The 25284-nt window shown below is 69.6% G+C and carries 25 protein-coding genes; 12 read left to right on the top strand and 13 right to left on the bottom strand.

The genetic code is table 11. The features are described from left to right. Positions 1-4: 4 nt before the first annotated feature. Positions 5-1642, bottom strand: coding sequence for a lytic transglycosylase domain-containing protein (locus LN037_RS27980; protein ID WP_230759662.1), 1638 nt, complete (start codon positions 1640-1642; stop codon positions 5-7). A gap of 824 nt (positions 1643-2466) precedes the next feature. On the opposite strand from LN037_RS27980, the gene LN037_RS27985 reads away from it, so the two are divergent. Continuing rightward, a complete protein-coding gene (locus tag LN037_RS27985) occupies positions 2467-5859 on the top strand; it encodes an RHS repeat-associated core domain-containing protein (protein WP_230759664.1) in 3393 nt (1130 codons plus the stop codon). Between the two features lie 2013 nt (positions 5860-7872). After that, entirely contained in the window at positions 7873-8790 is a 918-nt protein-coding gene (locus LN037_RS27990) for a tyrosine-type recombinase/integrase (RefSeq protein ID WP_230759666.1), read from the top strand. A 21-nt stretch (positions 8791-8811) separates the two neighbouring features. Here the strand turns inward: LN037_RS27990 and LN037_RS33920 are convergent, their stop codons facing one another. The 3 genes from LN037_RS33920 to LN037_RS28005 all read right to left on the bottom strand — a co-directional run bounded on the left by LN037_RS33920 (position 8812) and on the right by LN037_RS28005 (position 11022). After that, positions 8812-9981, bottom strand: coding sequence for a restriction system modified-DNA reader domain-containing protein (locus LN037_RS33920; protein WP_230759668.1), 1170 nt, complete (start codon positions 9979-9981; stop codon positions 8812-8814). A gap of 173 nt (positions 9982-10154) precedes the next feature. Next, positions 10155-10679, bottom strand: a complete 525-nt coding sequence (locus LN037_RS28000; protein ID WP_230759670.1) for an ImmA/IrrE family metallo-endopeptidase — start codon at positions 10677-10679, stop codon at positions 10155-10157. Beyond that, entirely contained in the window at positions 10663-11022 is a 360-nt protein-coding gene (locus tag LN037_RS28005) for a helix-turn-helix transcriptional regulator (RefSeq protein ID WP_230759672.1), read from the bottom strand. The genes LN037_RS28000 and LN037_RS28005 overlap by 17 nt, the downstream gene beginning before the upstream one ends. Positions 11023-11201: 179 nt before the next feature. Between LN037_RS28005 and LN037_RS28010 the strand changes: the two genes are divergently transcribed. From LN037_RS28010 to LN037_RS28020, 3 genes are read left to right on the top strand one after another with little or no spacing between them, the layout of a single operon-like run. Continuing rightward, positions 11202-12182: a nucleotidyltransferase family protein gene (locus LN037_RS28010; protein ID WP_230759674.1), complete on the top strand. Its 981-nt coding sequence runs from the start codon at positions 11202-11204 to the stop codon at positions 12180-12182. Beyond that, positions 12179-12700, top strand: coding sequence for a hypothetical protein (locus LN037_RS28015; RefSeq protein WP_230759676.1), 522 nt, complete (start codon positions 12179-12181; stop codon positions 12698-12700). The genes LN037_RS28010 and LN037_RS28015 overlap by 4 nt, the downstream gene beginning before the upstream one ends. Continuing rightward, positions 12697-13239: a hypothetical protein gene (locus LN037_RS28020; protein WP_230759678.1), complete on the top strand. Its 543-nt coding sequence runs from the start codon at positions 12697-12699 to the stop codon at positions 13237-13239. The genes LN037_RS28015 and LN037_RS28020 overlap by 4 nt, the downstream gene beginning before the upstream one ends. Before the next feature lie 46 nt (positions 13240-13285). On the opposite strand, the gene LN037_RS28025 is transcribed toward LN037_RS28020, so the two are convergent. Both LN037_RS28025 and LN037_RS28030 read right to left on the bottom strand, forming a co-directional pair. Next, the gene (locus LN037_RS28025) at positions 13286-13600 is read right to left on the bottom strand and encodes a sigma-70 family RNA polymerase sigma factor (protein WP_230759680.1); all 315 of its coding nucleotides are present in this window, start codon (positions 13598-13600) and stop codon (positions 13286-13288) included. Positions 13601-13922: 322 nt separating this feature from the next. Beyond that, complete coding sequence (locus LN037_RS28030; RefSeq protein ID WP_230759681.1) at positions 13923-14246, bottom strand: hypothetical protein; 324 nt, start codon at positions 14244-14246, stop codon at positions 13923-13925. A 459-nt stretch (positions 14247-14705) separates the two neighbouring features. On the opposite strand from LN037_RS28030, the gene LN037_RS28035 reads away from it, so the two are divergent. Both LN037_RS28035 and LN037_RS28040 read left to right on the top strand, forming a co-directional pair. Then, the gene (locus LN037_RS28035) at positions 14706-15149 is read left to right on the top strand and encodes a GntR family transcriptional regulator (RefSeq protein WP_230759683.1); all 444 of its coding nucleotides are present in this window, start codon (positions 14706-14708) and stop codon (positions 15147-15149) included. Next, positions 15142-15660 carry a hypothetical protein gene (locus LN037_RS28040; protein WP_230759685.1) on the top strand — a complete coding sequence of 173 codons (519 nt, stop codon included), beginning with the start codon at positions 15142-15144 and terminating at the stop codon, positions 15658-15660. Before LN037_RS28035 ends, LN037_RS28040 begins: the two co-directional genes overlap by 8 nt. 45 nt (positions 15661-15705) lie before the next feature. Here the strand turns inward: LN037_RS28040 and LN037_RS28045 are convergent, their stop codons facing one another. Then, positions 15706-16539 (bottom strand): ParB/RepB/Spo0J family partition protein, encoded by an 834-nt coding sequence (locus LN037_RS28045; RefSeq protein ID WP_230759687.1) that lies wholly within the window; start codon positions 16537-16539, stop codon positions 15706-15708. Between the two features lie 3 nt (positions 16540-16542). Beyond that, on the bottom strand, positions 16543-17250 hold the full coding sequence (locus LN037_RS28050) for a ParA family protein (RefSeq protein WP_230759689.1): 708 nt from the start codon (positions 17248-17250) through the stop codon (positions 16543-16545). Positions 17251-17420: 170 nt separating this feature from the next. Here LN037_RS28050 and LN037_RS28055 point away from each other — a divergent pair, with 170 nt between their 5' ends. Beyond that, positions 17421-17969, top strand: a complete 549-nt coding sequence (locus LN037_RS28055) for a DUF4429 domain-containing protein (RefSeq protein ID WP_230759691.1) — start codon at positions 17421-17423, stop codon at positions 17967-17969. 590 nt (positions 17970-18559) lie between these two features. Here LN037_RS28055 and LN037_RS28060 read toward each other — a convergent pair. Further along, positions 18560-19051, bottom strand: a complete 492-nt coding sequence (locus LN037_RS28060; RefSeq protein ID WP_230759693.1) for a GvpU-like protein — start codon at positions 19049-19051, stop codon at positions 18560-18562. A 166-nt stretch (positions 19052-19217) separates the two neighbouring features. Between LN037_RS28060 and LN037_RS28065 the strand changes: the two genes are divergently transcribed. Further along, positions 19218-19955 carry a hypothetical protein gene (locus tag LN037_RS28065; RefSeq protein ID WP_230759694.1) on the top strand — a complete coding sequence of 246 codons (738 nt, stop codon included), beginning with the start codon at positions 19218-19220 and terminating at the stop codon, positions 19953-19955. A gap of 213 nt (positions 19956-20168) precedes the next feature. Further along, a complete protein-coding gene (locus tag LN037_RS32965) occupies positions 20169-20291 on the top strand; it encodes a hypothetical protein (protein ID WP_255695140.1) in 123 nt (40 codons plus the stop codon). 180 nt (positions 20292-20471) lie between these two features. On the opposite strand, the gene LN037_RS28070 is transcribed toward LN037_RS32965, so the two are convergent. Then, positions 20472-20687 (bottom strand): hypothetical protein, encoded by a 216-nt coding sequence (locus tag LN037_RS28070; protein ID WP_230759696.1) that lies wholly within the window; start codon positions 20685-20687, stop codon positions 20472-20474. Positions 20688-20888: 201 nt separating this feature from the next. On the opposite strand from LN037_RS28070, the gene istA reads away from it, so the two are divergent. Together istA and istB are read left to right on the top strand one after the other, a co-directional pair. Continuing rightward, entirely contained in the window at positions 20889-22529 is a 1641-nt protein-coding gene (gene istA / locus LN037_RS28075; RefSeq protein WP_230759698.1) for an IS21 family transposase, read from the top strand. Continuing rightward, entirely contained in the window at positions 22526-23320 is a 795-nt protein-coding gene (gene istB, locus LN037_RS28080) for an IS21-like element helper ATPase IstB (RefSeq protein ID WP_308286204.1), read from the top strand. Before istA ends, istB begins: the two co-directional genes overlap by 4 nt. Here istB and LN037_RS28085 read toward each other — a convergent pair. The 3 genes from LN037_RS28085 to LN037_RS28095 form a co-directional block, all read right to left on the bottom strand. Further along, positions 23317-24399 carry a methyltransferase gene (locus LN037_RS28085; RefSeq protein ID WP_230759700.1) on the bottom strand — a complete coding sequence of 361 codons (1083 nt, stop codon included), beginning with the start codon at positions 24397-24399 and terminating at the stop codon, positions 23317-23319. The genes istB and LN037_RS28085 overlap by 4 nt on opposite strands. A gap of 113 nt (positions 24400-24512) precedes the next feature. After that, positions 24513-25025: a hypothetical protein gene (locus LN037_RS28090; RefSeq protein WP_230759703.1), complete on the bottom strand. Its 513-nt coding sequence runs from the start codon at positions 25023-25025 to the stop codon at positions 24513-24515. Beyond that, positions 25022-25228: a hypothetical protein gene (locus LN037_RS28095; protein WP_230759705.1), complete on the bottom strand. Its 207-nt coding sequence runs from the start codon at positions 25226-25228 to the stop codon at positions 25022-25024. Before LN037_RS28095 ends, LN037_RS28090 begins: the two co-directional genes overlap by 4 nt. Positions 25229-25284 lie beyond the last annotated feature (56 nt).

The raw sequence follows: 25284 nt of genomic DNA on the forward strand, positions 1-25284 counted from the left end.
GGGATCAGCGCCTCCACCACACCCGGGGCGCTTCATCACCCGGGACGGTGAGCCGCAGCTGGTCCCGCCCCCCGAAGCTGATCACCAGTTGCCGTCCCTGTCCGGATTTCATCACAGAGCGGTCACTCATGCGAGTGCTCTGGTTGCTTTGCGTGACGTCGATGGTGAGCAGGAGCCCGCCCAGGCCACGGAACTGGCAGCCGGCGGCGTCGCTGCTGCGCGACACCGTCCCCGGCGGCAGACCGAACGCCTCGGCGACCTGTCCGGGGGTCAGAGCCCGGCAGGCCTGCTCGGCCGAGGTGGGCTTGGTGCTGGGCACCGTGCTGGTCGTAGCGGGCGCACCCGGGCCGCCTGGTGTGGTCGGACGCGGCGGGGTCGTCACCGTCGGGCTGCCCGGCGCGGGGCTACCTGGGGCGGGGCTGCCCGGTCCGGGTCGGGGTGATGCCGGGGTGCCCGGGACAGTGCTGGTGGGGGCGGGGTTGGTCGTCGAGCGCGGCGTCGACGTCCTGGGAGCCAGCGTCGTGGGAGCCGACGTCGTGGGGGCCGGCGTCGTCGGGGTCGGTGGCTGGCCTCCGGTCGCTGGGGACGCCGGGCCGGCAGCCGGCGGCACGGCCGATGTGGCCGTTGCCGGCGCAGCCGTGGGTCCACTGACGGCGGGCAGCGGGACGTTGGCGGGGAGGGCGGCAGAGGCCGCGGCGAGGGTGAGCGGGTCACGGCCGGTCCGGGCGCCGCGGCCGGTGCCGGTGTCGGCGTTGGGGGTGCGGGTGGCGTCGGGGGTGGCGGTGGCGCCGGAGGCGTAGATCCGCGCCCAGGACAGGACGGTGTTGACGTAGCTCTCGGAGTGGTTGTAGCGGAACACCGCGTCGTGCAGCTGGCGTGGGTCGGCCAGGTCCAGGTCGCCGGCGCACAAATAACGGCCGGTGGCGGTGGCGGCGTCGTGGGCGTTGTTGGGGTCGGCGCGGCCGTCGTTGTTGGCGTCGACGCCGTAGGCCTGCCAAGTGGAGGGGATGAACTGGGTCGGGCCGACGGCGCGGTCCCAGACGGTGTCGCCGTCGTAGGCGCCGCCGTCGGTGTCGGGGATGGCGGCGTTGGCGCCGCTGCCGTCCAGGCGCGGCCCGAGGATCGGCGAGAGGGTGGTCCCGGTGGCGTCGAGGGCGCCGCCACGGGCGTGGCTGGACTCGACCTTCCCGATCGCGGCGACCAGCGCCCACCCCAGCCGGCACGACGGAGCCGACCCGGCGAGGTTGGTCTCCGCCCGGCGGTAGGCCACCAGCATCCCCGCCGGAATCCCCGCCACCCCCGCACCAGCGTCTACGCCAGCGGGGTTCGTCCCGCCGGGGCCGGATGCGTCGGGGAGGTCGCCGGGTGGGGTGAAGAAGTCCGGGAGCGCGCCGGTGGCGCCGAGCGGGCCGTCGTCGGCGGGGGGCAGCGCCCCGGCCGCGACGCTACCGACCGGGCCTGCTGCGACCAGCGGCCCGAGCAGCGCCGCGACCACCAGCATCGAGGTCAGCAGCAGCGTCGCCCGCCGCGGACGCTGCGGCCGCCGCCCCTGCGTGCCGAGAGCGGCCGTTGCAGGGCTGGGGCGGGTGGCGAGGCGGCGGGCGGCGTGGGGAGCCAGCAGCCACCACCACGGAGGCGCCACGCCGGCTCCGTTCCGCGCGCCTTCGGTGCCGGTCGCGCGGTAACGGGTGGGGCCGGTGGGTGCGGTGACCAGCCGGTGCTCACTGAGGGCCTGGCGGTGCCGGCGTGCGGTGCGGGTCCCCCGCCCCGTACCGCGGTGCCGCCCACCCTCGCCCCGCGCCGCACCCGGGAGCGGTTCACCGCCCGGGCCGGCGTAGCGGCGGGCTAGGTAGGACGCCGACCACGCCGGTAACACGTCCAGTCGGGCGTCCCGGCGCGCCCGCGGCCCCTCGACGCCCGCGTCGCCCGCTTCCGGGCCGATGGCGCCGTGGAGCACCTCGTGCCACGTCGGCGTCTTGCGCAGGAGCCCGTCCGGGGTCGGCGAGGCGGTGTCGTCGGCTGGGGTGCTCGGGTCGTGGTCAGGGCTGTGGTCGGTGGACACCGCGGCGGGCCTCGCTTCTCACGACGGGACAGGGCTCGCCGGGCACTCGCCCGGCGGGGGCCGACAAACCGGCACGAGCTCGACCCACCTGGGCATATTCGAGAGAGATCCTCTGCCGTTAACCAGTTGCAGGGAAAACACGCCAGTTTGATACCGCCGGGAAATACGCCCGCGTTAGGTCAGGTTTCGTTCCGTCACCGGCTAACGAAACCCCGCGGAACGAACCCAAGTCACGCGGAAACTAGCGAGAACTCTGACGATTCGCCCACGCGAGTGGATTGTCAGCGAACTATTACCTGGTTTCGTGTTTCCGGCCGTGTCCTGTTGTTCGCCCCGCATGTTCGAAGTGGGGCTTTCACAATTCCCTGCCTGAAAGGCCTGGCCTGCTCATGGCTGTCCGTCGAATGTCTCGTCCCCCGACCACCACGACACCCTCGGGCGGTGCCGGCTCGCGGGAACCGGCGCCGCCGGGCCCGGTGCGCGCGGCGCAGTGCCAGGGTGCCCTGTCGCACCGGCTGTTCTCCCGCAACACGTTCTGGCGCGCCGGGCTGGTCGTGGGTCTGTCGACCGCGGTCCTGGCCGGGGTCGCGGTCGAGCCGCCGCGCGCCGAGGCGGCACCGCTGCTGCCGACCCAGACCGACCCGTCCCCGGGGGCGCCGGGCTACAAGCCCGGACCGGCCGGCATCTTCGCCCCGCTCGCGGCGATCAACCGGATTGTCACCGGCGGCGCCTCCCCGTCCACGTGGGGCCGGGACTCCTCGCAGGGGCTGCCGACCGACGTCCCCACCGACCCCTCCGCGCAGGCCCCCAAGCCCGGGCTCGGGACCAAGGACTTCTACCCGCTCGAGCGGCGCGCGCTCGGGGACCGGATGGAGCTGCTGGTCAACCTGGCCAACGGCAACGTCATCGTCCGCAACAAGGACCTCGCGTTCGCCGGAACCGGCCTGAACACCGCGGTCAACCACGACTACAACAACCTCGCCACCAACCGCGGCAGCTTCGGCAAGCGCTGGACCATGACCACCGGCCGCGACGTCGGCCTCGACGTCTCCGACCCCAACAAGATCAAGCTCCAGGGCCCCTCGGGGTACCGGGAGGACTACGACGCCGACGGCAACGGCGGCTTCAAGAGCCCCTCCGGGGCGAACGCCAAGCTCACCAAGACCGACACCGGCTACCGGCTGGAGTTCGACAAGACCAAGGAGAAGTGGAACTTCGACAACAACGGGTTCTTCACCACCCAGGTCGACCGCAACGACAACACCATCACCTACAACTACAACGGCAACGGCACCCTGGCCTCGATCAAGGACACCCGCGGCGCGGTCACCACGTTCGACTACGACGCCGCCGGGCGGGTCACCAAGATGACCGACCCCACCGGCTACGAGTACTCCGGCTACACCTACGACCTCCAAGGCCAGCACACCGGCTTCACCGACCCCTCGGGCAAGCGGGTCCGCTACGAGTACGACCAGGCCGGGAACCTCACCTCGATCACCGACCCCAACGGCAACGAGTACCGGCTCACCTACGACGCCGACCGGAGGGTCACCAAGGTCGACGAGCCCCGCGAGACCGGGGTGCTCACCAACGACCGCGCCGTCACCAACTACGAGTACGTCTCGGCGACCGAGACCAAGGAGACCAACCCCGCGGGTGGGGTCACCACCTACACCTTCGACTCCGACGGCCGGCAGACCAAGGCCAAGGACCCCCTCGGGCGCGAGGAGTCCAAGACCTACACCGCGAACTCGGATGTCAACACCACCACCAGCGTCGGCGGGAACGTCTCCACCGCGAGCTTCGACCCGAACAACCGGCTCATCGGCACCCAGCTCCCGACCGGGGCGCGGAACACCGTCGGCTACACCGACGCCGCCAACCCCTTCGGTCCGACCTCGATGACCGACTCTGAGGGCCGCCAGACCACCATGACCTACGACGCCAAGGGCAACCCGCTCACAGTGAAGAGCGTGGCGAACTCGGTGGGGATCGAGCGGCAGTACAACGACAACGGCACCGTCAAGGAATCCAAGGACGGCCGCGGGATCATCACCCGCTACGACTACGACCCCGACGGCCGCCTGATCACCGTCACCCCGCCCGGGCCGCGGCAGCCGATCCGCTACGGCTACGACTCCCGCTCGAGGATCACCTCCGTGACCGACGGCAACGGCGTCGTCATCGAGTACGCCTACGACGCCGCCGACCGCGTCGTGCAGCAGTCCCAGCGCGACGGCACCACCCGCCGGGTGATTCAGCAGACCGACTTCGACGCCAACGGCAACAAGACCTCCAACTACTTCGCCGGAGTCACCAAACAGTTCACCTACAACCCCCGCAACCAGGTCCTCACCGACGTCCGTCGCGGCGGCGCCCTCGCCCCGACCGACTCGGTCACCTACACCTACGACGCCGTCAACAACCTCTCCTCGCTGACCGACGCCGGCGGCAAGACCAGCTACAAGTACAACACCGCCAACGACCTCACCGAGCTCACCGACCTCGCCGGCGGCAAGACCACCTACGACTACGACCGCGACGGCAACCAGAAGACCACCACCTACCCGAACACCATCTCCATGGTCCGCGAGTACGACAAGTCCGGCCGCGAAACCAAGCGCACCAGCTACGCCGCCGGCGAAACCCCGTCGGTCCGCACCTACAACTACGGCGGCGCCAACGGCGGTGACACCGAACTGCTGCAGTCGATGGGTGAGCCGAACAACTCGACCACCCGCTACAGCTACGACGGCGCCAGCCGCCTCACCCGCGCATTGAACCGGTCGAACAGCAACGGCGCCACGATCACCGACTACCAGTACACCTACGACCGGGCCAGCAACATCAACGGAATGCAGGGCCGCAGCCAGACCTGGTCGAGCGGGAACCTGCTCACCGCCATCGGCAGCCTGCAGGTCCGCTCCGATGCCCAAGGCAACCAGACCGGCGACAACAACGGCGGGTCGACCAGCTACACCCCGACCAACCAGCAGAACGTCCGCGTCGACCCCGGCCTGGCCTTCCAGGCCCAGTACGACACCTCCGACTCCACCCAGCTCTACAAGATCGACGACGTCGTCCGCTCCAACGGCGCCCGGTTCTCCTACGAGTTCACCAACACCGCCCTGGGCATGACCGGACGTATCCGCGCCGGTCAGGGCCGCTACTCCATCTCCCGCGACCCCGACGGCAACCCCGTGATGCAGCGCGACCCCAACGGCTCGCTGCACTACTTCGAGCTCGACCGCCAGGGCAGCATCATGGGCACCACCGGCACCAACCGGGCCCGTACCTCGGCGTTCCACTACCAGCCCTACGGCGCCTACGACTACGCCGCAGGATCGCACTCCAGCAACGCCGACAACTTCCTCGGCTTCCAGGGAGGCTTCTTCCACTCCAACGCTGGCTACACCAAGTTCGGCCACCGCTGGTACAACGCAGGGGCAGGGATCTTCACCCAGCCCGACCCCATCGGCACCCCCGGCAGCAGCGGCTCCGGCCAGGACAACCGCAGCGGAATCGGAGGACCGTACAGCACCGAGTTGAACGCCTTCGGCTTCGCAGAAGGAAGCCCGTGCAATAACTCCGACCCAAGCGGGCTCTTCTCGATCACAGGAAGTGAGTACGGTGACTGCATCCTTCGAGGAACCGCGCAGTTTGCGAGTCTCGGCGCAATTAGCGGACTGGTTGGCGGAGGCGCCGCTAGCGCACCCCTCTTCCTGCTCGGAGCAGCTACGGGAGCGCTGATTGCCCAGCGTGACTGCCGCCGGACGCCGACTAGCTTCAGCTAGGGAGTTCAGTAGCTAGACGAGAAGCGGCAGGAGTTTCTCGCTGAGAAACTTCTGCCGCTTCTGCAGGTCGCTGCAGTTTCACATGAAAGGCGAGACCAATGAAATGCAGGATAGTTGCGTTCTCAGCTTTACTTGTCGCCGTTGTTGCAACATTCTGGGCCAACGACGGCGGCGGCTGGCCCTCAGCAGGATTGGGTCTCGTCGCCGTCGCGGTACTACTAGGGTGCGCATTTCGAATGCGCATGTCTGGTGATTCTTAATCATGGCCGTTAGCGCGGTCAACATCAACGGGAACACAGGAACCGCGCGGGTCGTGTTCACGGGACAGTGAATACCAGGTTGTAGGATATGATGGGGTCGTGACCGACGACCTCCTCGTACATGCAGCCAAGATCGCTGAAGCAGTACTCCTGAAGCTTCAGAGCGATCCGCAAGCGCCCGATGGTCGGTGTCGAGCGTGAATTACGTGCAAACGCAGTCCGACGCCGACCATCGGGCACGCTCGTCAGGAATTAGCTCGCCACACCACATTCTGATCCAACTCCACGGGTTAGACCCCCTGACGTGAAGGACGAAGCCGTCTACTTCACCGTGGTTGCTCCGCGAATGAGCGCTACCGTTTCCACGGCGGAACAGATCCAGGAGCATGCTCTCGAGAGACAGCTCAAGGTCGTGCCTTGCCAGCTTGCCCTGGACGCAAACACCCGCTCGCTGCTCGGGAAGTAAGTGGGCAAGCTTCTTGGACCTGTCCAAGTGAAGGACCCGGACATCATCTAGAACCTATTCTTACAGATTGAGATGTATCGAGATCGATCCTCAAACTGTAGCCCAAGATGTTGCGCGGGCTATCGTAGCGGGACGCCGACCAGCACCAGGAGTGGGAGCACGAAAGCGGCTCTGATTTTACGGTTGAGCATGTTGGTTCTTCCATCAGACGGGCCCCCGACGCGATGCCTGGCTTTGTCTGACTACAACATAATCAGCTATTGAACAATTTGAGACTTTCCTCATTACCTCCCAACGAGGACACTCCGCGTAGTCCCATCAAGAGGACACTACGGTCAGAGCGCACTATGCGTTTACCATAGTAATCGTTACTGTAGGCGCGTGCCGCCTGGCCCTCACGCGCTCGTTGTACTGCACGGGGGACCTATGGATCACACAGGCCTCGCCGTCCGAGTGAGCAACGGGAACGGGCGTCCGCCGGCTCTGCTGTCGTTCACCCTCGCAGCAGGCGGGGACGAGTTGACCTATCGGCTTGAGCCGCAGGAACGCGATGGTCTCGGATGGCACGCGCACTTCGAGAGCCAGTCCCCTCCGGGGCTTGAGGGCGACGCTTCATAGATTGGCGCTTCTCGTGCCAGGGCCCTCGCGGGCGCGCACCCAGACGCCGTGATAATTCGCTGTATCACGGTGTCCAGGCCCCCCGGCGCGGGAGCCGTAGCCTGTCGGGGGGCCGGGCTAGCGTCCGGACCCGTGGCCGCCCCCTCCGCTCCCCTCCCCCCGGGGTCCGGGGTGGGCGGCCACCTCGACCTCTTCGCCCCGAACCTCCCTGGTGAGGACCTCTCCGGGGCCGCCGAGCCGGCCCCGGAGAGGGAAGAGGCCCTCAGCGAGAGGGAAGAGGCCCTCAGCGACCCGCAGAAGCCCGTGGTGGTGGCCCCAGCCCCCTCGCTCGAAGGCCCCGGAGATCGGCCGTCAGCCGCCACTTCACGGCTTCAAGATCTTCGCGATGTCGAGCCGATCGCGTGTGGTAGCCAGCAACCGAAGCAACCACTCGCCGAGGCGAACCGTTCGGACACGGCCGACCTGATAGCCGCATCGGCGAGCTGGGCACCTCCGCGTCCGGAGCCGGTCCCGCGCATCACGTCAGCCCGGGCCGTCGTCCATGGCGGGACCGGCTTTCCCGTTGCGGGGGACGGGGCCGGCCCGGTCGAGGAGCTCCTCGACCGGGCCGGCGCCGACGCCGGCACGCTGGCCGGGCTCGGTGACCTGGCCGGCCCTCGCCTCGAGCTGGTGGCCGCCGGGTGGCTGGCGGGGTTCCGCTCGGCCCGGACGCGGCGGGCCTACGGCGCGGACCTGGCCGCGTTCGCCGCCTGGTGCGCTCCGCGCGGCCTCGATGTCCTGGCGGCGCGGCGGGTGCAGGTCGACCTGCACACCACCGGGCTGCTCGACGCCGGCGCCGCCGCGTCCTCGGTCGCGCGCCGGTTATCGGCGCTGTCGTCGTTCTACCGGTTCGCGGCCGCCCACGACCTGCGCGCCGACAACCCCGTCGCCGGAGTGCGGCGGCCCGCCGTGGATCCGGACCACACCCGCACCGTCGGGCTGACCCGCGACCAGGCCCGCGCGCTGGTCGCGGCGGCGGACGCCGACCCCGGTCCGCAACGGGCGCGGTCGGCGGCGCTGGTGCGCCTGCTGCTGCACAACGGGCTGCGCGTCGACGAGCTCGTCTCGGCCGACGTCGACGACCTCGGTACCCGGCCCGGTGCCGGGGGTCCAGCCGGGCGGGTGTCTCACCGGGTGCTGGGGATCGTCCGCAAGGGCGGCCGCGGCGCCACCGTCGCCCTCGCCCCCGCCACCGTCGAGGTCCTCGAGGTCTACCTGACCCAGCGCGCGGCCGCGGCCGCCGTCGACCGGACTCGGCTGGTGGGGCCGCTGCTCGCCACCCGCACCGGCGGGCGGCTGACCCAGAAAGCCGTGTGGGAGCTGGTGCGGCGGCTCGCCCGCGCCGGCGGGATCGAGACGTGGGCGGAGCTCTCCCCGCACTCGCTGCGCCACACCGCCATCACCCTCGCCCTCGACGCCGGCGCGGCGATCCGCGACGTCCAGGACTTCGCCGGGCATCGCGACCCCCGCACCACCCGCCGCTACGACCACACCCGCGACAGCCTGGAGCGCTCCGCCGCCTACACCGTCGCCGGCTGGCTCGCCTGAGCCTCCGCCAAGATGCGCGCGCTACCGGCCGGGGTCCGGACCTTCGTTGGGTGCTTCGGCGAGTCGACGTCGAGCCTCCTTGAGCTTGACGACGTCGCCTTCGACCGCGTCCTGCACCGACCAGAACTCCCAACCATCGGTGGCGAGGACTGAGCGTGGCAGGTCAGGACCCCTGGCAGCGATCTTCACCATCTCGCCGGCTTTCGACGGGCTGCTGCAGGCTTGTCCGTTCACGCTCAACGAGCCATCGATGCCGACCTGGGCCTGCCAGGTCTGGCCGTCGTAGCGAGCGGTCAGGATGCCGGGCGCAATACGGCCGAGGCGGACGAGGTCGGCGAACTTGGTGGCCCGCTCCTCGGACGAGACTTTCCGTCTGGCTGGCGACGACCCGGAGGTCGATGCTGGCCGTCCTGCGGCCGGTTCTTCGGCCTGAGTGGGCTTCGGAGCGGAACGCAGCGGCTTCGGACTCGGAGGAGCCGGCTGCGTGAGGAGGGGAACCGGCGGCGTGCTGGCACGAGTGGGGCGCGGGAAGTCGAAGGCGGCGCGGGCTCGGATGAGGCTGGCCCGGACGTCGTCTTTGCTGAGCCGCTCGGCGCGCTTGGAGATCAGGTTGATCAGGTCGTTCGGTGGTTCCGTACCGCTGAAGAGGGCGGTAAGCACCGCGTGAGTCTGCCGGTCGACGAAGTAGCCTTGCCAGAGTTCCTGGATGCGGTTCTCCCGCATGTTCTCCTTCGACAGCAGCTCCAACAGCTCCACCGCGCCCTCGGGGTCACCGGCGACGTCAACGGAGCGGAACAGCTTGTCCTCGACCGGGACCGGGGCGTGAGCGTTGTAGATGCGCCATTGGGCGCCGTCGGTCAGCGCCACCCACTCCACGCCTGCGACCGCGGCGTAAGAGATCGTCTGGTTGGCCCACCGCGGGTCGTCGATGTTCTCGCCGAGTCCTTTGGCCTCGACGAACAGACGAGGCGTCCGCAGCAGCAGCAGGGCGTAGTCGACCGGGTTGTCCGCGCCGCGACGGCGGTACTCACGGTTGACCTCCTCTGGGTCGAACAGGTCCCAACCCAGGGCCTGCAGGACCGGCTCGATGAGCATGACCTTGGTGTTCTGCTCGCCGATGCGCTGGTTCGGGCGACGGTAGCGATCGAGCCTCTCCGAGCACGCCTTGATCGCCTCGCCGAACTCGATCACAGCCTCGCCCTCCACCTCGCTCGCCCACAACGACTTCGCTACCGCCAGAGCTCAAGCGGTCCGTGGGTCATACCGCCTCGACAGGAGGCTCTGTTACCGCAGGGGTCCCCGGAGCAGGAGGAGTGGCTCCCTTGTGAACGGCTGTAAGTCGGTTCCGGCCACCCTCCGTCTCATCAGCTTGCGAGGCCGAGGTTGACGAGCCTGAAGCTCATGGCCAGACGGCTGACGTCGAACGATCGAGCCAACTCGCCGGCGGCCGCCTCAGGGTCTCGACGTTGAGCGGGCGGGAGGTCGCTGACACGCTGGCGGACCAGTCGTTCGGGCATGAGCAGGGCCGCAGCGAAGGCGTTGGCCTGGATTTCCTCGCGGTCGGTGGCCATAGCCGAGACCGAATCACGGCGGTTGATCCGCATCGGGCGGTCGAAGATGACCAGCCTGCCCGGATGCAGTGACCAGTGCCCGAGTTCGTGAGCGATGGTGAAGCGCTGCCGGACCCTGGAGTGGGCGGTGTTGACCCCGATGACTGGAGCTACGCCGTCCTCGCGTAACAGCATCCCCGAGACGTCGCCGTCCTCGAAGTGCTGTGGGACGACGTCGACTCCGCACGACTTGGCCAACTGTTCGACATCGACGGGAACCTCCCGCGGGCCGTATGCGGTGAGCAGGTTCTCCGCGGATATCTCAGCGCGCGACGCCATCGCTGACCCCCTGCGACACCTGGCCGGACCCCCGCGCGCGACGGACGGCGAGTACCGCGTCCCGGTCGGCTCCCATCAGCCCCTTGAGGGTGTCCATGGCCGGGCCGGCAGGCATCAGCTCCTCGGTCGTGGTCTCGAGCGCGCGGGCGAGCACGGGCAGTTGGTGGGCGAGTAGACGCTGACGGCCCTTCTCGATGTTCGAGATCGAGGTCCGGTTCAGCCCCACCACCCGCCCGAGGGCCTCCTGACTGATCCTCGCCGCGGTCCGCGCGTCGTGCAGCCGCTGACCGAACTCGCGGTAGAAGCGCTCGACGTCGCCGTGGTCGTCATGGTCGGCGGTCACACCCGCAGTGTGTCAGTCACACCAACATGTTGCTAGATCGTGAAGATCACGAGTAGACAGTTGGTAGATCGTGCACAACGATCGGGCTTGACACCAACGTAGCCGAGCTGCTCTCCTCGTCGTGGTCGCGCTCCCCTACGACCGCCGACAGCACTCCCCCGACCCGGAAGGTCCCCGAGATGACTTCCTTCCTCGACGAGCTCCTCGACGCCGGCCGCTGCCGCATCGAGGTCCCCGAGCCCGTCCTCTCCGAGGCACGCCGCCGCCGCGAGCAGATCGTTGTCGCCCTACGCGACGCGTTCCCCGGCTGCGAGATCTACTTCAATGGCTCGGTCGCCCACGGCGACGCCACCCACCCCTTGGCCGACATCGACGTCGGGGTGATCCTCAGCGAGCTGGCCGCCGACGGGTACGGCCCCAACGGCCAGGGGCCGCTGCCGCTCATGGAGGACGCCCGCGAGGCCATCCGCGAACACCTCAAGGGCGACTACGACAACCTCGCGGTCACGGTCGCCGGCCAACGCCGCGCCGTGCTGGTCCGCTTCGGGGAGCCGGTCACGGACGGCGAGCCCGACTTCACCTGCGACGTCATCGTCGCGCTGCGCCACCCTCAACAGGGCCTGTGGATCCCCAACACCGAGATCGCTGCCGGCTGGGACCAGGCCGATCCGGTCGAGCACACCCGGCTGATCCACCAAGCCATCGAGAACACCGACGTGGTGTTCGCCCGTGTAGTGCGGCTGCTCAAGCAGTGGCGCGACCGGCACAGCGACCCGCTGTGCTCCTGGAACATCAAGGCCCTCGCGCTGGCCTGCATCACCGCTCCGATGGCTCTCACCGCCGGACTGCAAGTCTTCTTCGACCACGCCGCCCGCGACCTCGCCGCCCGCTACACCCCCGACCCCGCCGGTGTCGCCGGACCGGTCGAGCCCAACCTCGACCGCGACCGGGCCGTCACCCGGCTCCGACGGGCCCGCGACACCATGAACGAGGCCCTCACCCACCTCGAGGCCGGGCGCACCGCGTCGGCCCAGCAGAAGCTGCACAGCCTGCTGCCCGACGTCGTCGACGCCCCCGACGAGCGAGACGTCCTCCGCGAGGCCTCCCGATCGGCGGGCGCGGCGAGGACCGCCTCCCCGACTCGCGCCTGGGCGCCGTGAGCGACTGGTACGGCACCCGCCCGTCGTGGCGGGTGCCGTTCGAGGCCGCCGCCCGCCGCAAGTTCGGCACCGACCTCCAAACCTCCCAAGAGCAAGACCTTCACTCACTCCGTCGACATCGACGTGGCGGACGCGACGACGGCCCTGACCACGCCGAGCGCCTCGTCTTTGTCGTGCGCAACCTCGAGGTCGATGGGCGGCCTGCTTTGGTCGACGTCGTCATCCGGTTCTGGGCCCGCCCCCACTACGACACCTTCGGACTGGCCCCCGAGGACTTCCCACGCGTCCACGCCGAACCCGGCCGGCTCTCACCGCATCGCCATCGAGACGACGCGCTCTGCCTCTGGAGCCCCTTCGATCCACCTGAGCTGCGCTGGCACCACAGCCACGGGCTTCTCGACCTCGTCGAGATCACCCGACGCCACCTGTTCCTCGAGCGCTACTGGCGGATGACCGGCGCCAGAAACGGCGGCGTCTGGCTGCTACCCGACGCCCCCCACGGCATCCCCGCCGCATGATCCCTTCTCAGGCCCCGCCGCTGCCGCTTCCCGTCGCCGCCCCAACGGGCTGGGACTGGGGCTGGGCCCAGACCGTCGCGCTGGTCGTCCCGGTCCTCGCTGGCCTCGGCGCCGTCGCACTCTGGGCTCTCAACCAGCTCGCGCACCGCCGAGAGCGACGCAGCAAGGCCTTCGCCGCTGCGCTCTCGGTGGTCGAGGCCTACGCCGAGATGCCCTACCGCATCCGCCGCCGCCCCGACAACGTCCACGTGCGTCACGAGCTCACCGACCAAGTCAGCACCATCCAGGCCGACATCGCCTGGCACCAAGCCTGGCTCGAACTCGAAGCCCCCACCGTCGCCGAGCCCTATCGCGCGCTAGTACGCGCCGCTCGCAGCCAGGCCGGCACTCAGATGCACCAGGCCTGGACCCAAGAACCTCTCCGCCGCGACCAGGACATGAACCTCCACATCGCCTACCCACGCGAACAGATCGACGCCGCCCGGGCCGAGTGCCTCACCGCCATGACCTCAGCGCTGCGCCTCCTCCGCTCACGCTGAAATCGGCGGGCACGAAGAACCTGTGGCAACGCGTCGATCCAGGCCGCTAAGCGCTCGACGGATCAACGTGGCCGAAGCGCTGCTGCGCTGCTTGACGGGTGACACCAAGCAAGCCACCAATCCGGGCCCACGACCGTCCATGCGCGCGAGCAGCACGCACAGCGGCCTCCAGAGCGTCCCGCGACCGGTCTAGAGCGTCAGCCGCGGCGGTGACAGAGCGCAGGTCAGCCGCATCCGCGGAGGGGTCGGAGAAGTCGACGTTGGCGAACGCCGCGTCCACGTCGAAGGCCTCGAGCTCTTCGTCGGAGAGCCGTGGGGTCTCGCCTGCGATGTTGTCCTCTGTGCGGGTTCGAGTGCTCATACTCATCACCTCGGGAAACCTGGTCGGGCGGGCTCGTAGGCGTGGAAGATGCGCTCGTCATCGTCGAGCGAGACGAGCAGCTCAAGCTCAGCTGTTCCTGTGCGATTAGGTCCAACGATCGCCCTCACGACATTGCCGAGGTTGTCCTCCGTGGGCTTGTCCAGACGGGGGTTGCGGTAGGCGTGCAAGATGTCCTCGTCGGAGCACCCGTTCTTACGAGCGCTGCCGAGTATCCTCGGCATCACACGTCAATGATGCCTTGACAATCCCTCTCGCGCAACTGCGCTGATCCCCGTCGCCAAGGTCCTAGCTGAGGTGCTGGTCATCCTCGCTCACGAGCGCCCTCCCCGGCCTCTGCCGGAGCGTCGGTGGGTCCGCCGGGTCCGGTGCTGCGGACTTCGAGGTAGGCCCGCGGGTCCGCGACCCAGGACTCGAAGTCGGTCTGCTCACTTCGGAGGTCCTCCACCGCGACCGTGCGCCCGTGCCGGTCCCGGAACAGGGCGGTGCGCAGCGCGACCGCCCGGTCCTCGACGACCGCGAGGAACACCCGCGCCCGCTGCTCGTCGTCGGAGTGGACCAGGTCGGCGGGGAGTTCGCCGTGCTCGACGGTGTCGAGGGCGACCTCTGCGGTCTCGGCGTCAGTCATCCAGCACAGGACGCGGCGGTCGTTGCTGCAAGCCCCGGATGAGGCTCCGGCGACCGTGCCGTCGGCGGCGGGGTAGCGGCCCACGCCGGTGGCCAGGCCGCCCCCGGCTGCGAACTCGACGAACACATCAGCTGTCGGGACGGCGTCGGTGACCCCGTAAGCCAACGTCCAGCACTGCCCACCGGGCAACACTCCGTCGGCGACGACCGGGCGTCCAAGTCGGAGCCGGGCCAGGAACTCACGTCCCGACGCCGCCCGCTCCCGCTCGCCACCCGAACCCACCGGGCAAAGGATGCCCTACCCCCGGACCTTCAGCTCCCCGGGAAGGACCGGGGGCCGCCGCGTCAGCGAGGCGCAGCTGTCATAGCGGTAGAACCCGGATTACCGCACCACCACCGGCTCCGAGCAGCACTTGTCGCAGTCTTCTAACTCTCTCTGACCTCTAGTAGACTGCTCGTCATGCCGAAGTACCGGGAGATCGCCGCCGACCTGCGCGACCGGCGCCTGGGCACCGAGTTCACGGTCGGGGACCGCCTGCCCGGCATCACCGAGCTCGCCCGTCAGTACGACGACGTCGCCCTGAACACCGTCCGCAACGCGGTGACCCTGCTCGCCGAGCAGCAGCTGCTGCGCATCGAGCACGGCGTCGGCACCTTCGTCACCGCCCTGCCGGACCGCAGCCCCGCTGGCCCGCTCGCCGAGCTGCGCCGCACCCTCGACGCGCTCGGCCAGGCTCTCGACGACGCCGTGGCCCACGTGAGCGCCCAGGTCGCCGACGAGGCCGCCCGGGCCCGCCACGAGGCCCTCGCCGCCGCCGCGGACGACCTCGAGGCGATGGACCCCCCGATGGACATCGCGGCGGTGCCGGCGTGGCTGCGCGAGCGGGCGGCCCACCGTGGCTGACGCCCCCGCAGCCGACGAGGGCCCGAGCGATGGCAGCGGAGACGCTGACGTCATCGAGCGGGCCGCCGGGCGGCTGCAGGCTGAGCTCGTCGCCCTGTTCGAGCAGATCGGCGCCGACTTCCGCGCCTCATACCGCCTCGACCTGCCCGACGAGCACGGCGAGGTAGAGGACGGCGACCTCGAGGACGTCGTGTTCGACCTAGTGTGGGTCACGAAGCGCGCGCTCGAGGTCGACGAGCACGACGTCACCTCGACCAACCCGGACTCCGGACAGACCGCCGTCGGGATCCTGGTGTCGATGCTGCGCCCGAGGCTAGACGAGCTCGGGGTGCTGCCGAACCCGCTCGCGGCCTACGACGACGGCCGGGCGCTGGTCGAGGTGGCCGGCGGAGACGACGCGTGGCTGGAGACGCTCGGGGTCGACCGGCCGCTGCTCATCGTGCGTCGCGTCGTGCGCTGCCACCTCGACCCCGAAGTGCCTATGGATATCCATCGCGAGTGGTGGTCGTAAGGGGCGCCGACCGTCCGGGCACGTCGCCTGCCACTGCTGACTGACCTACGCGTCTTCGGCAATCAGCAACCGGATCAGCTCAGCCAGCTCGTCGCCCGAGTACAGCTCCCGAATCGACCGCGCAGCAGCTTCCGGGTTCCCCGCGGGGAGGTTGCTCGATCGACCTGCCGCACGCCGCCGCGAGGCATTAACGCGGTTAACGCGCGGGGCCCAGTCCGGCGGGCCGGCTGCCGCGATTGCTCCCTGCTCCTCATCCGGGAGGGAACCGAACTCGCGAGCCAGCTTCACCGACAGCGACCCGTCCTCGAGCGCCGCGCGCAACACGGGGATCAGCGTCAGAAGCGCGAGTCGCTGGGTCACGTACGCCGGGGTTCTGCCGATGCGGCGCGCCAGCGCGGCCTGCGAGACCTCGTCACGGTCGAGCACTCGGCGCATCGCTTCCGCCTCCCGCAGCGGCGCCAGGTTCCGACGGTGGCTGTTCTCGACCAGCATCACCTCGAACATCGAACCGGTGCGCTCGTCGTTAACGACCGCCGGCACCTGCTGCAGACCCGCATTCCGGGCCGCCACCAAGCGCCGGTTCCCGATTAGTGCCACCCACCGGGACCTGCCGAGCGCTGCCGTTTGGTCCGGGTATCGCTGAAGGAACGCCTCAGTGGTCGCGACGACGAGAGGCTGCAGCACACCGTGCTCGCGGATAGTCGCGGTCAGCTCTGCGAGCTCGTCCAGGTCCTCGTCGCCGTCAGTGCGCTGGTTCAGCGGGTTGAGGGCCACCTTGTCGATCGGCAGCTCGGCCGCGCCTGCGCCGTGGCGTTCCTGCGGGGTGCTGTCGGCGACGTCGTCGGCGGCGAGCGACGCCAGGTTGACCTTCCTGGCCATCGGTCACGCCTCCCGGGGCGCGTCGGCCTCGCGGGCGTGCCGCGGCGCCTGTCCGTCGCTGCCGAGCACCTCGAGCGCGAGCCGGAAGAAGTCCTGCCGGGCCTCGAGCGCGACACGGTTCTTCGCGTACTGCACGACGGTGACGCCCTCGGCTGATGCGCGCGCGTGGAGCTTGTAGTGCCGGATCACGGTGTTGAACACCGGCCAGCCCTTGGCCTGCACGAACCCTTGGGTCTGCGCCAGGTCCGCTTCGCCATCACGGGGGTCCCAGTTGTTGAGCAGGACTCGCCACCGCGCTCCTGACGGTGCGATGACCCGCTGGATCGACCGGGCCGCCGGTGAGAACGACATGGGCTCGGGCTCCAACGGCACGATCACGTCGTCGGCTTGGGCGAGGACGGTCTGCAGGATCGCCTCGTCCTCAAGCGAGCCTGGGGTGTCGACGAAGATGTGGTCGTACTGCTCGAACTGGCGAAGCTTGCTCAGGCTGCCTGGGTCGTCGTGGCACTGGGCGAAGTCGAATGGCAGGGCGTCACCGACACGTTCTGCCCACTCGAGCATCGACGCCTGCGGGTCTGTGGAGACCCCCAGGACTGATGGCTTGTCAACGTTGCTGCCGAGTGTGTCCGCGACGACGGCCGCAAGGTTGACGGTGACGGTCGTCTTCCCGACGCCGCCCTTCTGGTTCGCGATGACATGGACGCGCGCCAAGAGAGGCTCCCCGTGTGCTTCCCGCCGAGACCGGCAGTACTTCGGATGGGCAGCCCCGATGCTGCCAGAGCCTCGATACGCGTCCAGGCGCCGCGCCGGGTTATTAACCGGGTTAACGCTGCCGGACGGACTCCCGCCATCGGTGGGCCGGAGGCAGCAGGCAGCCCGCGATGCGAGACACTCCTCGCCGCGCTGGGGGCGGCGGGCTGCTCAGCTCTGCGGAGGGGGAGTTCGTGGAGGTCAAGGGCGTCAACGGCACCGTCATCGTCGACAGCGGGTTCGTGACCATCGCCCGCAAGGGGTTCCTCGCCAGAGCCGGCGTCGGGAAGGGCGAGAAGCGCATCCCGCTCCGTCAGATCACCGCGGTCCAGTTCAAGCCCGCGGGCATGGTCGTCAACGGCTTCATCCAGTTCTCGCTCGGCGGTGGCAACGAGCGCCAGTCGCGGCTCGGTTCGCAGTCCTGGGACGCCGCGAGCGATGAGAACTCGGTGATGTTCACTAAGCAGCAGCAGCCGCAGTTCGAGCAGCTGCGCAGCTCAATCGAGCAGGGCATCACGGCCGGCTACAACCCGTCCGCCGGGGCCCCCGTGGCCACCGCCGCCCCCGACCAGGGCCTAGTCGGTCAGCTCAACCAGCTCGCCGACCTCCACCGACAGGGGGCTCTGACCGACCAGGAGTTCCAGGCCGCCAAGTTCCGCCTCATCAACGGCCCGCGCTGACCGCCGACCCTTAACGCGGTTAACGCTTCCTCAGCGCAGCGCCGCGAGCAGCTCCTCACGCTGCCGCGGGTCGAGCCCACTCACGCGCCAGGCTCTCGTCGATCTCGACCTCTTGCCACCGTCGGGGACCTTGTGCGGGCGCTTCTTCCCCCTCGAGGAGGGTTCAGACTTAGTCATCATCTTCAGCCGGACCCCGGCAGGATAGGACGACGCGTCCTCGTCCTCGTCGGGTCTCGCTGACCCCCACGTAGGTCCTTTCGTCGTTTCAGCCGCGCTTCGAGGACCGCGGGTTCTCCGGGCGGGCCAGGGCGCCACAGGCGAGCGCAGCGACTCCTGGCGGGCTTGGAGGTTCCGTAGTCACCTTCGGTCGACCGGAGCGTCGTGCGGGACCCTCAGCTTCTACCCCTTACGCTGAGTCGCCGTCCGGACCTGCCGGACTGAGTGAGGCACCCGCTATACCGCAACCAGCGGCAGTGCCCTGACCGGCCAGGACGCACCGATCGGCGACGTCGACCACGACCCGCCGTGGGCCAGCCAGCATAGGAGAGCACCCACCTGGCCCTGAGGAAGCGGGGTCTCGGGGCCGGTGACTAGCCCAGCTCGCCGAACACCCAGCCGACGACGTCGCTGAGACGGCCCCGCCAGAACGTGCCCTCCCCGGACGGGACGGTCGTCGCCCCCGCCCAGATTCGGGCGTCGCGGAGGTGGATGAAGGACGGATCGTCGCTGGTTGCGATGTGTTTCCGATACCGGTCAGCGAGGTCGACGGCCGCGTCCATCGCGGCCTTCTGCTCGTCCCGCCGTGTGGTCATCGCGGTACTGATCCGGTCGAAGTACTTCGACCAGGGGCTGTGACCGTCCTCAGTCAGCTTCCCGCCGGCCTCGATGTACGCCGCGCGGTGACGCTCGCCGGCGTCCTGGCTCCAGTACCAGTTCGGGATGATCTTCCCAGTGATGAGGAGACCGGGAACGGTCAGCGTGACGCCGGGCCCGTCGAGGGGTTCGGCGACGTCGTTCACGACGCTGACCAGGGTAGTGAGGGCGACGTCGACGGCCGGATGATCGGAGGAGGATGTGCTCACGGTCCGGAGTGTGGCGGGACCCCCCGACAGTCAACCCTCAACGGCCGTGACGACCACGGTCCGACCGTCCGGGTCGGTAAGTGTGTGGTCTCCGTATGCTGTAACAAGATCGCGCACATGAAGTGACGCGCATCCATCTTGCAGTGCGCGGATACCGTGCTTGGACGTGGCCGACTTCCCTGACCCCCGCCCGATCCGGGCCCGCCTCGCCGGCAACCCACACGATCTCGCCGCGCTCGCCGACCTCACCGCTGGCGGCGACCCCCACGTCGAGGAGACCGAGAAGGGGTGGGCGCTCGTCGGGACCGCCCTCGACGACCGGTGGGAGGACCACCCCGCGGTGCACGCCGAAGCCCAGCGGATCGTCGCGCACCTCAATGGCATCGGCCGCCTCGAGCGCGGCGTCGAGTTCCGGCCCGTCACCGCGCTCCCCAGCTACGACGGCGACGACCACTCCGTACACGTGATCGGCGTGGCCGAGGTCCAGCTGTCCAGCTCGTCCACGGTCACCGTCATTGCCAGCGGCGGCACCCCCGTTCCGCCGCCCCCGCCGCCCGCACCCGGGCACCTCGCCGCGGCCGCCCAGCACCCCGACCTCGACCAGGTCCTGAATTGGATCGGCGCCGACCAGCTCGACGCCGTCCGGATGTGGAAGGTCTACGAGACCATCCGGAAAAACGTCGGCGGCCCGAACCGACGAACCGCGCAGCAGACCCTCGTTGCGACCGGCTGGCTCACCCCTGCCGAGTTCGAGAGCTTCGCCGACGCTGTCAACAACCAACACGCCACCGGCGACGCCGCCCGCCACGCGCAGCACCAGCCGACCAACGCCGCCCCGATCACCATCGAGCAGGCCCAGGCGCTGCTGCTGCAGCTGGTCGCGAACTGGCGTCAGACCCTCTGAACTCCAGACCCGCCACGACGCCCTCGAGGTACGCGTCCCGGTGCCCGTGTGCTCGGGCCAGTAAGCACACTGTGTGCAGGTCACGGACCCGCACGGACGGTCTCGCCGTACGCCGAGGTGCCACCGGTCAGAACCATGCACGACGGGTGTCCACACCGCCCCCATTGGAGCGATGTGCTCGGCGGACACCCGTTGGGCAGAGAGCAGGCAGTGATGGCGTCCGGTGATGGCAACGGCAACGGCAGCGGCAACGGCACGAAGGGTGTCGGCGGGACGGGCAGCAGCGGCAACGGCAACGGCGGGACGAAGGGCAACAAGGGCGCCCCGCAGCAGTAGGCAGCACCGAACGCCCGGGCACCCCCTCTCTGGGGTGCCCGGGCGTTCGTGTGTCCGGAGGGACCGCGCCGACGGCTCGCCCGGTCGGCCACCGATCGGCGCGGTCGGCGAGAATCGCGGGCCGGACCTCCGAGACCACGTTGGTCATGACGTCCCTCTGCGCAGCAGCCGAGAGTGCTCCTAGAGACTCCGCGTCTTCGACGGCGTGCCCGCCGGCTCATCGCCACCGCCGGACCAGGTGACCGTGTAGCCCAGTTCTCTCAGCGCACGAATCGCGTGCTGGGGAGCGTCTCGCGTCGCAGTGGCCAGCTGCACCCCACGCCACGACTCCCGGGCGTCGCGCAGCGCCGCCAGCCCATCCGACGTGCAGTCGACTCCGAACTCGTTGACGAGCATCTCGAGGACATCCTCGAGGCACGGACGAAACCGCGGTGGGTGTGATCACCTGATCTGGCCCCGGTAGGTCGGTCTGTGGTCATCGGTTCTGGCCCCACCCCGTGGGCGGGATGGGCGTGTCGTCGTCGGTTTTGGCCCCACCCCTAGATGGAGTAGTCCCGGCAGGCCGGCGTGGGTCTGGTCGCCGGGAGGGACCGGAGGGTGGCCAGGCGGGTGGAGCTGTTCGAAGCGATCCGGCGGGACCGGCGGTTGGAGGGACTGTCGATCCGGGCGCTGGCCGAGCGGCACGAGGTGCACCGCCGCACGGTGCGCCAAGCGCTGGCCTCGGCGGTGCCGCCGCCGCGCAAGGCGGGAGCGCGGCCGGCGCCGAAGCTGGACCGGTGGAAGCCGGTGATCGACGCCTGGCTCGAGGCCGACCAGCAGTCGCCGGTGAAGCAGCGTCACACCGCCCGGCGGGTGTGGCAGCGCCTGGGCGCCGAACACGGCGCCGAGCTCGCCGAGATCACGGTGTCTCGCTACGTCCGCGCGTGGCGCGCGGAGCATCGGCCTCAGGTGGAGGTGATGGTCGCCCAGGAACACCTGCCTGGGCAGGAGGCCGAGGTCGACTTCGGCGAGTTCGTCGCCCGCATCGACGGCGTCGAGACGAAGTGCCACCTGTTCGTGCTGCGGCTGTCGGCGTCGGGCAAGGCGGTGCAGGTCGCGTTCACCAACCAGGGCCAGGAGGCGTTCCTCGAAGGTCATGCCCGCGCGTTCGCCGCGCTGTGCGGGGTGCCGGCCCGGATCCGCTACGACAACCTCAAGGCCGCGGTCTCGCGAGTGCTGCAGGGCCGCGACCGGGACGAGGCGGAGCGGTTCGTGGCGCTGCGCAGCCACTACGGGTTCGACTCGTTCTTCTGCCGCCCCGGTCAGGAGGGCAGCCACGAGAAGGGCGGCGTCGAAGGGGAGGTCGGCCGGTTCCGGCGTCGTCACCTCGTCCCGATCCCCGAGGTCGCCTCGCTCACCGAGCTCAACGAGTTCATCGCTGGCTGCGCGAGCATCGACGACGCCCGCCACCTCCCTGGGCGTCAGCACGACATCGCCGCGGAGTTCGCCGCCGAACGCCGCGCCCTGCAGCCAGTTCCGCGCGAGAGCTTCGAGACCGGGGTGATCCTCTGGGCCGGGGTCGACCGCCACGCCCGGGTCCGGGTCCGCTCGGCGTCCTACTCGGTCCCGGCCCGGCTGGTCGGGCGCAAGGTCCGGGTCATGCTGCGCGCCTGCGAGCTGGTGGTGCTCGACGGGCGCCGCGAGGTCGCCCGCCACGAGCGCTCGGCGGTGAAGAACTCAGTGACCTTGCGCTTGGACCACTACCTCGAGGTGCTCTGCCGCAAGCCCGGCGCGTTGCCGGGGTCGGTCGCCTTGGCCCAGGCCCGGGCGGACGGGTCGTTCACCAGTGAGCACGAGGCGTTCTGGGCCGCCGCCCGCCGCGCCCTCGGTGACGGCGCCGGGACCCGGGAGCTGGTCGAGGTCCTGCTGCTGCACCGCCACCTGCCCCACGCCGTCGTCCTCGCCGGCCTGCGCGCCGCCATCAGCGTCGGAGCGGTCCGCGCGGACGTCGTCGCCGTCGAGGCCCGGCGCCACCAACAAGACCACACCCCCATCGCGGTCGCTGCGAGCAGCGTCGACAGCTCGCTGCGAGTGGTCAGCCTGACCGAGCGACGCCTGGCCGATCCCGGCGCCACCGTCGCCTCGCTGCCAGCGGACACGCGCCCCCTGCCCACGGTCGCCGCCTACGACGAGCTCCTCGCCCGCCGGTCACCGACGGGCACGTCATCTGCCTCGTCGTCGACAGGAGAAGTCTCGTGACCAGCGCCCGTCGACGTCGCAAGGCCCTGACCGAGCAGGCCGCGACCGCAGCGATCGACCAGGCCTGCCGCACCCTGCGCCTGCCAACGATCAGGTCCTCGGTCGAGGACGTGGTCGTGACCGCGGAACATGAGCAGCTGTCCTACCGCGGGTTCCTCGCCGAGCTGCTGCTCGGTGAGTGCGACGACCGCGACCGGCGCCGGTCGGCCCGGCGGGTCAAGGGGGCGGGGTTCCCGCGGGAGAAGTGGCTCGAGGACTTCGACTTCGACGCCAACCCCGCCATCAACCCGGCCACCGTCAACACCCTCGCCACCGGGGCCTGGATCAAGGCCGGCGAGCCGCTCTGCCTCATCGGCGACAGTGGGACAGGCAAGTCTCACCTGCTCATCGGGCTGGGGACCGCCGCCGCGCAACAAGGGTTCCGGGTCCGCTACACGCTGGCCACAAAGCTGGTCAACGAACTCGTCGAAGCCGCCGACGAACGCCAGCTCGCCAAGACCATCGCCCGCTACGGGCGGGTCGACCTGCTCTGCATCGACGAGCTCGGCTACATGGAACTCGACCGCCGCGGCGCCGAGCTCCTGTTCCAGGTCCTCACCGAGCGGGAGGAAACCAACGCGATCGCCATCGCCTCCAACCAGCCGTTCTCCGGCTGGACCCGCACCTTCACCGACCCACGGCTCTGCGCCGCGATCATCGACCGGCTCACCTTCGCCGGGAACATCCTCGAGACCGGCAGCACCTCCTACCGCCTCGCCCACGCGCGCGGGGCTCGCAACCACGCGGGCTAAGCCGGCTTGCGCGCCAACAGCACGCCGCGGTCGGCGGCGGTCGCGCGGTGGGTGATGTCGACGAAGCCGACGGCCGCGGCGAAGTCGGAGAGCTCGCCGACCGACCAGCACTTACCCGGGGTCGAGTGCATCAGCAGCGTCGAGTACTCCGCGACCGGTTGGGGCCCGGTCTTGTCCTGATTGATGTGGGTGTCGTGGTCGAGAAGCCACCCGCCGGGCTCGAGGGCGGCGAACGAGGCAGCCAGCAGCGCCTGGACGCGTTCGCCGTCCCAGTCGTGGAGAACCTGCGAGAACAGGTGAGCGTCGAACCCGGGTGCCAGCGCGTCGGTGAACATGTCGCCCTCGATGACCTCAATGCGCTCGTTCAGGCCGCGCTCGGCGAGCAGAGTGCGCGCCGCCTCATCGACTGGGGCGCGCTCGAAGACTGCTGCCTGGGCCTGCGGGCGCGCCTCAAGCAGCGCGGCGGCATAGACCCCGGAGCTCCCGCCGATGTCGAGCAGTCGCGCAAAGCTCAAATCCGCGACCGCTTCCGCGAGCGCGGGCCCGAGGAACGCGCCCCGAGCGTCCATCGCGGCCGTGATCCGGTGAGCGAAGTCAACGTCATCCAGGCGACCTGACCAGTCGCTTGCGGCGCTGCCGGTCGGCTCGCTCCGGTCCTGGTCAGCGCTAGGAGCTGCCGGCGCGGAGGCGCTCGCCCACGCCGCCGGCGCGTCGGTGCGCAGGACCTGGACGAACTCGCCCACCGCCGGGCGCTCGCGCAACGAGGAGTAGTAGGCGCGCAGATCGAACCGCGACCCGGCCACCAGATGCTGACGAGCGAGCTCGGTGACCGCGACCCGATCACCGGACGCGAGATCACGGACCACCAGGCCCTGCGCGGCGGCCAGCGTCAGCAACACGTCCGCAGGGCGAGCAGCCCACCCCATGGCCTCGCACACGCCCTTGGCCGAGACCGGTCCGTGCTCGTCCAACCACGAGAACAGGTCGAACTCCGCCACCGCGGCGATCAACAGGTCCGCGGCATACGCGCCATCGCGAACGCGATACAGCCTCGTTGGATCAAGGACGTCGTCGGCCACGGCCAGCACCCTGCCCCGCTACCTCCAGGCTGTCACCCCCGAAGTCGATCAACACGGCTCGCCGCCGGGGCCAGATTCGATGAAGACGGCGGGGCCACGCCTCTTGACGACACTCACCGCGGGCCGCCTAGCGGAAAGTGCAGCTCGCTCATCCGCGGGACCGCGTCACTCTCGGCTCGTCGGCGCCCTCGCCTGGTTCCTGTCCCCGCACGCGACATGACGTGAGTGATCGCATCTCGGTGTCCGTGAACCTGCAGATGGGCACCCGGCTTGTCCGGGTTGGGCCACCGCTCGTACTCGTAGCGGAACAGAGGCTCACCCTTGGCTTTCGCGCCCTGCCAGACCTTGAACTCGGAGTTGTCGACAGCCGGGTACTGCCCGGGGGCGTCCCAAGAGAGGAACATCAACACGGTCAGGGTGAGCAGAGGCTCGCCGTCGACCTTAAGCGGCACCCCTGTGTCGGGGCTTTGCCTGATGCTGATGCGTCCCCGCCCCTGCTCATCGGTGAGCACGGCCGCTTCGAACCGGTCGCAGCCAGGGACCAGCGTCTTGACCGTGGCGGTGAGGTCGTCCGCAAACTGGTTGGCCTGCTCCTCGAGGCTTGATGGCGGCTCGACAGCCGTCACGCGGGGCGCTGGGCGCCGTCGCGCAGGTAGTCGAGGCCCCGCAGCTCTTCGTAGGCGGCGAGCTCTTCGGCATCGAGGGCGTACCGGCTCCCCCGGTCTCGCAAGTCGGCCTCGGTGGTCTTCACCCGCGCAAGGATCGTGGTGCGGCGCTTGTCCAGCTTGTCGCTGTTGAAGACCTTGACTCTCTTGGCGCTCCCGGGCATCGGACGCTCCTCCCGTGTGACCGTTCGTCTCTGCCATCAACGAGATACCACGCCAC

The sequence above is a fragment of the Actinomycetospora soli genome, assembly GCF_021026295.1.
In the GTDB taxonomy this organism is placed as follows: Bacteria; Actinomycetota; Actinomycetes; order Mycobacteriales; family Pseudonocardiaceae; genus Actinomycetospora; species Actinomycetospora soli.

What these genes read in the sequence shown, in the direction of transcription:
- LN037_RS28035 (WP_230759683.1), top strand. Translation starts at nt 14,706, where the DNA reads ATGCCGAAGTACCGGGAGATCGCCGCCGACCTGCGCGACCGGCGCCTG.
- LN037_RS28045 (WP_230759687.1), bottom strand. Translation starts at nt 16,539, where the DNA reads ATGGCCAGGAAGGTCAACCTGGCGTCGCTCGCCGCCGACGACGTCGCC.
- LN037_RS28095 (WP_230759705.1), bottom strand. Translation starts at nt 25,228, where the DNA reads ATGCCCGGGAGCGCCAAGAGAGTCAAGGTCTTCAACAGCGACAAGCTG.
- LN037_RS32965 (WP_255695140.1), top strand. Translation starts at nt 20,169, where the DNA reads ATGGCGTCCGGTGATGGCAACGGCAACGGCAGCGGCAACGGCACGAAG.
- LN037_RS27985 (WP_230759664.1), top strand. Translation starts at nt 2,467, where the DNA reads ATGTCTCGTCCCCCGACCACCACGACACCCTCGGGCGGTGCCGGCTCG.
- LN037_RS28055 (WP_230759691.1), top strand. Translation starts at nt 17,421, where the DNA reads ATGCGAGACACTCCTCGCCGCGCTGGGGGCGGCGGGCTGCTCAGCTCT.
- LN037_RS28070 (WP_230759696.1), bottom strand. Translation starts at nt 20,687, where the DNA reads ATGCTCGTCAACGAGTTCGGAGTCGACTGCACGTCGGATGGGCTGGCG.
- LN037_RS28020 (WP_230759678.1), top strand. Translation starts at nt 12,697, where the DNA reads ATGATCCCTTCTCAGGCCCCGCCGCTGCCGCTTCCCGTCGCCGCCCCA.
- LN037_RS28010 (WP_230759674.1), top strand. Translation starts at nt 11,202, where the DNA reads ATGACTTCCTTCCTCGACGAGCTCCTCGACGCCGGCCGCTGCCGCATC.
- LN037_RS28025 (WP_230759680.1), bottom strand. Translation starts at nt 13,600, where the DNA reads ATGAGCACTCGAACCCGCACAGAGGACAACATCGCAGGCGAGACCCCA.
- LN037_RS28000 (WP_230759670.1), bottom strand. Translation starts at nt 10,679, where the DNA reads ATGGCGTCGCGCGCTGAGATATCCGCGGAGAACCTGCTCACCGCATAC.
- LN037_RS28030 (WP_230759681.1), bottom strand. Translation starts at nt 14,246, where the DNA reads ATGACTGACGCCGAGACCGCAGAGGTCGCCCTCGACACCGTCGAGCAC.